This window comes from Streptomyces anatolicus (assembly GCF_019400875.1).
GTDB lineage: Bacteria > Actinomycetota > Actinomycetes > Streptomycetales > Streptomycetaceae > Streptomyces > Streptomyces anatolicus.
In genome coordinates this window covers 1-4,092 of sequence record NZ_WMBF01000530.1, presented here as the reverse complement: position 1 = coordinate 4,092, position 4,092 = coordinate 1, and the positions used below count along the sequence as shown (strand labels likewise).

General features: G+C 69.9%; 5 protein-coding genes and 1 pseudogene. 3 read left to right on the top strand and 3 right to left on the bottom strand.

The window, feature by feature from the left end; genetic code table 11:
• Window positions 1–784 (top strand): ABC transporter permease (locus GKQ77_RS28935; protein ID WP_219691983.1); only part of this gene is annotated, 784 nt, incomplete at its 5' end.
• 30 nt (window positions 785–814) lie between these two features.
• Here GKQ77_RS28935 and GKQ77_RS28930 read toward each other — a convergent pair.
• The gene (locus GKQ77_RS28930) at window positions 815–1,147 is read right to left on the bottom strand and encodes an Rv1322 family protein (RefSeq protein WP_219691982.1); all 333 of its coding nucleotides are present in this window, start codon (window positions 1,145–1,147) and stop codon (window positions 815–817) included.
• A 209-nt stretch (window positions 1,148–1,356) separates the two neighbouring features.
• Here GKQ77_RS28930 and GKQ77_RS28925 point away from each other — a divergent pair, with 209 nt between their 5' ends.
• Window positions 1,357–2,400, top strand: a complete 1,044-nt coding sequence (locus GKQ77_RS28925; protein ID WP_219691981.1) for an LLM class flavin-dependent oxidoreductase — start codon at window positions 1,357–1,359, stop codon at window positions 2,398–2,400.
• A gap of 84 nt (window positions 2,401–2,484) precedes the next feature.
• Here the strand turns inward: GKQ77_RS28925 and GKQ77_RS28920 are convergent, their stop codons facing one another.
• Window positions 2,485–2,877 (bottom strand): SCO5389 family protein, encoded by a 393-nt coding sequence (locus tag GKQ77_RS28920; RefSeq protein ID WP_030789356.1) that lies wholly within the window; start codon window positions 2,875–2,877, stop codon window positions 2,485–2,487.
• A gap of 254 nt (window positions 2,878–3,131) precedes the next feature.
• Between GKQ77_RS28920 and nucS the strand changes: the two genes are divergently transcribed.
• The gene (gene nucS, locus GKQ77_RS28915; protein WP_219691980.1) at window positions 3,132–3,803 is read left to right on the top strand and encodes an endonuclease NucS; all 672 of its coding nucleotides are present in this window, start codon (window positions 3,132–3,134) and stop codon (window positions 3,801–3,803) included.
• 8 nt (window positions 3,804–3,811) lie between these two features.
• Here nucS and GKQ77_RS28910 read toward each other — a convergent pair.
• Window positions 3,812–4,092, bottom strand: a pseudogene (locus tag GKQ77_RS28910) (PT domain-containing protein); the annotation flags it as partial.

Here is a 4,092-nt window from a genome sequence, read left to right as displayed (position 1 = left end):
CGCCTACACCTCGCCGATCCCGGTCAAGAAGACCCACCTCGGCAACGCCCTCTCCTCCGAGTGGACGAAGATCAAGTCGGTCCGCTCGACGATGTGGACCCTGGGCATCTTCCTCGCCCTGGTCGTCGGCATCGGCCTGCTCGCCGCCGCGAACACCGAGCCCGACGACTACGCGGACGTGCCGTTCACGGTCCCCGCGTTCTTCGGCCTGATACTGGGCCAGATCTGCCTGATCACGCTCGGCGTTCTGGTCACCTCGTCGGAGTACGGCACGGGCATGATCCGTACGACGTTCACGGCCTCCCCGCAGCGCTACCGCGTGCTGGCCGCGAAGGTCGTGGTCTTCTTCGTCACGGCCTTCGTCGTCTCCGCGGGCTCCATCCTCCTGGTGGGCCTCGTGACCTCCTCGATGAACGGCGGCCCCGGGTCCGGCGACCTCCCCTGGGCGGGCACGGTCCTCAAGGGCGGTCTGTACGTCTCGCTGCTCGGTGTCCTCGCGCTGGCCGTGGGCTCCATGCTGCGGCACTCCGCGGGCGCCATCACCGCGATGCTCGGCCTTGTCCTGGTGCCGGCGATCCTGCCCGCGTTCCTGTCGATCTGGGAGAGCACGGTGTCGCTCGGCGAGAAGATGTCGGACTACAACGCCATCAACTCGCTCGCGAAGATCTTCGGCGCGGAGGGCATGGACAGCCCGGGCGGCACGTCCCAGCTGGTCCTGCTCGTCGTCGTGACGGCGGTCGCGCTCGGCGTCGCCTTCGCGCTCCTGGAGAAGCGCGACGTATAGGACGTATGGCCGGATAGGCCGGCTCCGCCGCTAGTACCTCGGCGCGTTACGGGACCGCTGCACCCGCGTGGTGCGGCGGTCCTTCGCGTTCCAGCACGCCTTGTGCCAGTGCCTGCGCTCGTCCACCCCCGAGTGCTCCGGCCAGGCCACCACGTGCGGGAGCGCCGAGGGGATCTCCTGGTCGCAGCCGGGGCAGCGGTAGCGCTTGCCCATCGCACTCGCGCCCGCCACATGGCGTACGCTCCACTGCTCGCCCCGCCAGCTCTCGGCGTTCTGGAATCCGCCGTAGCGGCCCGACGGTTCCGCGTCCGCGGACGGCCTCGGCTCTCCGGCGCCCTTGGGGCGATTGCGACGCGGGGACACAGGACACCTCACGAGCTGTACGACGGTCAGGGGGGTGACCAGCCTACGCGCCGTGCCGAGGGGTACCCGCCCCGCACGGATTCCCGCAGGTCCCCCGCATTGCGCGGAAAATCCAACAATCTTCATGCCAGGCCGTGCCTTTGGCACGTGTCATGCGTTGTTGCCCTTGGGGGGAGTGCCTGCGTCGGCGCCAAGGAGGCAGGAGTTCGATGCGTGTAGGTAGTTTTGTTCTGGCCGCCCAGTTCCCCGGACAGGGGCAGGGGGAAGCGCTGCACCGCGCGGTGCGCTCCGCCGAGGTGGCCGAGGAGGCGGGCCTGGACTCGGTCTGGCTCGGCGAGCACCACTTCGTGCCGTACGGCACCTGCCCGTCGGCGGTGACCCTGGCGGCACTGCTCCTGGGGCGGACCCGCCGGATCCGGGTCGGTACGGCCGTGAGCGTCCTGCCGACCGTCCACCCGGTCGCGCTCGGCGAGCAGGCGGCCCTGCTCCACATCACCTCCGGCGGCCGTTTCTCCCTCGGCGTCGGCCGGGGCGGCCCCTGGGTGGACCTGGAGGTCTTCGGAGCGGGCCTGGAGGCGTACGAGAAAGGCTTCCCCGACTCCCTCGACCTCCTGCTCAGGTGGTTGAGCGAGCCCCGGGTGGAGAGTGCGGGCGAAAGGTTCAACTTCCGCGAGGTCGCCGTCGTACCGCGCCCGCAGGAAGCCCTGCCCGGCCAGGGCGACAGCAGCACCGGCGGCCCCGAGGTGATCCTCGCCTGCACCTCCCCGGCGAGCGTGCGGCTCGCCGCGCACCGGGGCCTGCCGATGCTGCTCGGCATGCACGTGGGCGACGACGAGAAGGCCGAAATGGTGGCCTTGTGGAACCGCCACGCACGTGCCGCCGGGCATACGCCGGAGGAAATCGCCACGGCATCGCACGTCTCGGCCGGTGTCGTGCAGATCGCGGACCGGCGCGCGGAGGCGGCCGAGACGTTACAGAAAGCGATGCCGGGCTGGCTCAAGCAGGGCCTGGAGGCCCATGTGACGGTCGACGGCCGCAGCCGCGCCATGCGCGACCCCCTGGCCTACACCGAACTGCTCTGCGGGCTGCACCCCGTCGGCACCCCGCAGCTCTGCGCCGACCGCCTCGCCGCCACCTCCGAGCGCACCGGCATCACGCGCTTCGCACTGCTCGTAGAGGGCTCGGGCGACCTCGCGGCCACCGAGGAGAACGTGCGCAGGCTCGGGGCGGAAGTCCTCCCCCAGCTGCGCTGAGCGCCGGTGCTCACCACCTTCGGCTGAGCCGGGAGCTGCCGCTCCGGACTGACACACCTCCCGCGTACGGAGCGGCAGCGGGCCTCAGCAGTCCCGTAGTTCGGGGGACTGGTTGAGCAGCTGGCCCCGGATCGAGGTGAAGCGGGCCAGCCGGTCGTCCACCGAAGAATCCAGCGGGAAGACCGCCACACGGTGGCAGTTCTGGAATGCCAGACGCACTCCGAAGTGCCGTTGCAGAGCGCCGCGAATCGCGTCACTCGCGAGCGCGCGCAGCAGCTGTCCACGTGCCTGCTCGTCCGGCGGCGGCGTCTGGTTGTCGGCGAACTCTCCGCCGTCGACCTTCAGCTGGGCCACCAAGGAGCTGATCATCTCCCATGCGTAAGGCAGGGAGGTCCGGACGCAGTCGACGAATGCTGCTTCGTCCACCTCGCCTCGCTCGGCCTGTTCCAACAGTGCCGGTGAGACGTCGAGCGACATGGGTACTCCTCTCGGACCCCCGCGAAGCGAGGGCTTACGGACAGGGAAGGAGTCCGCATACGCAGCGTGCACGGATGACGACCTCCTGCTTCTACGGTAGGCACCCGGCGGTGCGCGCACCAGGAGATTGGGCGCATAACCGGCCAGGATCGAACGTGTCCATCGCCGGACAAGTCGTGCGGTGCCCGCGGCGGCGAGCGGCCCCGGGTGGGCGAATCGCGTGCACCGCCCCCGGTCGAGTAGCGTTGCGCCCCATGCGTCTCGTCATTGCCCGATGCTCCGTGGACTACGCGGGCCGGCTCACCGCCCATCTCCCGTCGGCGCCCCGCCTGATCCTCGTGAAGGCGGACGGCAGCGTCTCGATCCACGCGGACGACAGGGCCTACAAGCCCCTCAACTGGATGTCCCCGCCCTGCACGTTGAAGGAGGGATCAGGGGACGACGCCGGTGTGTGGACCGTCGTGAACAAGGCGGGCGAGAAGCTCATCATCACGATGGAGGAGGTCCTGCACGACTCCTCGCACGAACTGGGCGTCGACCCCGGCCTCATCAAGGACGGCGTGGAAGCACACCTCCAGGAGCTGCTCGCCGACCGTATCGAGACACTCGGTGAGGGATATTCGCTCATCCGCCGCGAGTACATGACGGCGATCGGCCCGGTCGACATCCTCTGCAGGGACGCCGACGGACAGACGGTCGCCGTGGAGATCAAGCGGCGCGGCGAGATCGACGGCGTCGAGCAACTGACCCGCTATCTGGAGCTGTTGAACCGCGACCCGCACCTGGCGCCCGTCAGGGGCATCTTCGCCGCCCAGGAAATCAAGCCGCAGGCCCGTGTCCTCGCCACGGACCGCGGCATCGGCTGTGCCGTCCTGGACTACAACGCGCTGCGCGGCATCGAGGACGACAAGCTGCGGCTGTTCTGAGAGACGCGTTACGACGCGCTCGCCGAGTCCGATGTGCCCGGTGAGGTGTCGGGCGACGTGGGCGGGTCGTCGCTCGGCGGCGGGTCGTCGGTCGTCGGCGGGTCCGTCGGCTCGTCCGTGGTGGGCGGGTCCGTCGGCTTGTCGGTCGGCTTGTCGGTGGGCTTGTCCGTGGGCTTGTCGGTCGGTTTGTCGGTGGGCTTGTCCGTCGGTTCGCCCGTCGGCTTGCCGGTGGGCTTGCCCGAGGGGCTGCCGGTCGGCCCGTCCGACGGCTTCCCGCTCCCTCCCGGCC

What these genes read in the sequence shown, in the direction of transcription:
- GKQ77_RS28920 (WP_030789356.1), bottom strand. Translation starts at nt 2,877, where the DNA reads ATGTCGCTCGACGTCTCACCGGCACTGTTGGAACAGGCCGAGCGAGGC.
- GKQ77_RS28925 (WP_219691981.1), top strand. Translation starts at nt 1,357, where the DNA reads ATGCGTGTAGGTAGTTTTGTTCTGGCCGCCCAGTTCCCCGGACAGGGG.
- nucS (WP_219691980.1), top strand. Translation starts at nt 3,132, where the DNA reads ATGCGTCTCGTCATTGCCCGATGCTCCGTGGACTACGCGGGCCGGCTC.